1 protein-coding gene and 1 pseudogene are annotated in these 1780 nt (G+C 59.0%); both read right to left on the bottom strand.

Translation table 11 applies throughout. The features are described 5' to 3' along the window. Nucleotides 1-646: pseudogene (locus tag JNL55_RS16505) on the bottom strand (S9 family peptidase); the annotation flags it as partial. Between the two features lie 60 nt (nt 647-706). After that, nucleotides 707-1780, bottom strand: a 1074-nt coding sequence (locus JNL55_RS16500) for an amidohydrolase family protein (protein ID WP_293855747.1), incomplete at its 5' end; no start/stop codon positions are given.

Below are 1780 nucleotides of genomic sequence, written 5' to 3'. Positions count from 1 at the left end.
CGGGCGAGAAATACACCTGCGGCTCGAGCAACTGCTCGGTGAGTTCGCTGGTGATTGGCGTCGCGTTGGTGCCATTGCCCGTCGCATAGTCATTGTCGAGTTCCCCATCCGTGGTCAGCGGCTGCTCCACATTCAGCAGCGTGCTACGTGTCCAAAGATTGTGCGCGCGCAGGAAAAACGCCAGCGTCCCGTCCGGCGACAGCACCTCCCCTGCGCTCGCGCCAACCGGATGAGAAGCAGCTTCGCAGCGATACGTCTTCAGCTCACATTGCCAAGAGACTTCTTTGACTCGGAACGCAATGACATCGCCTCGCTCCCGGAACTCGAGCGCTGCGAACGGCAGATTCGTCGGCGTGAATACCTCATCGGTTGCGGCCGACAAGCCTTCGGCCAAGCGCGCGTGATCGAATGCGGGGCCCTGGTAATTGGCCTTCGGCTTCACCAGAACAAACGTTTTTTCTGCGCCATGTTGGTCGAGATACCAGAAGCTATCGCCGCCACCTATCCAGTGTGGGCTGACTTCATTACGCGAGACCAACTTGCGCGCGTTCTGGAATTGCGCCGCCCGTTGGTACGCTTCGAGCGTCGCCGCAGGTGCAGCCGGAGCCGCTATTGCGAGTAACACGATGCATAGAACACTTTTCACATTAGCGCCTTCACTAGTGAATCTGCATTGAACGGGGTGCCGCGCGGCTGAGTTGGCGCGTTAGAAGGGCCGGATTCCCTGCGCTCGCAGGATTTCCTTTGCATCGAACGAGGTATCGCCCTTGATGACCAGAGCCACTTTGCGCAGGGCCGACAGACTTGCCACTGGATCGCCGTCGATCAGCATCAGGTAAGCCTTCTTACCCACCTCGACGGAGCCCAAGGTATTTTCTTGCCCCATGTATCGCGCCGTGCCGAGCGTGGCTAGTGCCAAGACTTCCTCATTCGGTATTCCGGCAAGCGCATAACACTCGAGTTCACTGACCAGCGCGAACCCTGGCAGCGACGCATCGGTTCCAGGAAGAAGCTGCACGCCACTGTCGTGAAGGCGCTTTATGAACTTCAGCGCCACTTCTCCAGTCCTCTGGAAGGCATCCTCCTTGTGGTGGTTGTAGCTGACTGAACGCACTTGTGCACGACGCAAGCTGGCTGGCAGATGGTCTGCATACGGAACGGCCCGAAAGGCAACCTCTCCGGGGCGCGAACGATACTGGCTCAAAAACGTCGCCAACGTCGGATCGTGGGCCACCTTGTACTTCAGCATCAGGTCTATGAATGCCTGTGCCTGCGACGATGTAACGTCGATCGAGCCGCCTCGCTCGCCAGGAACGATGAATCTCTCGGGAGTTCGCGTGTCCACCGTCAGATCCCCAATCAGCTCCAACAACAGCATGTTGATGTGAGTGATCTCGCGATAACCGCTGCGGATTGCCTGCGCCGGACTGATATGAGGCGGAATGTGCCCGACAGTGCGCAGCCCGAGCGCGCTCGCATCCCCGGTAAGCACTGGAATCCAGCTCGGCTCGATGGAGCTGTAGAGTTTTATGCCCGCATAGCCCTCACTCGCATAGGCCGCGACCGCTGCACGAGCCTCCGCCAAAGTATCGACCAGACGACCCGTGGGTGCGGCGTACGGCCCTCTCTTGTCGATGAATCCCATGGGATAGACATCTGGCGCGTCTATGCTTCGACGCTCGATCCCCGCCCGCAATTTCTGCAGATACACAGGATCGTTCCCCATGTCACGCACGCTCAGGACACCGCTAGCGATGTAGTTGAGATAGACCGACGGGTT

Source organism: Steroidobacter sp., from assembly GCF_016790065.1.
GTDB lineage: Bacteria > Pseudomonadota > Gammaproteobacteria > Steroidobacterales > Steroidobacteraceae > Steroidobacter.
The sequence above is the reverse complement of the archived record's forward strand: the minus strand, read 5'-3'. Positions and strand labels throughout refer to the sequence as shown.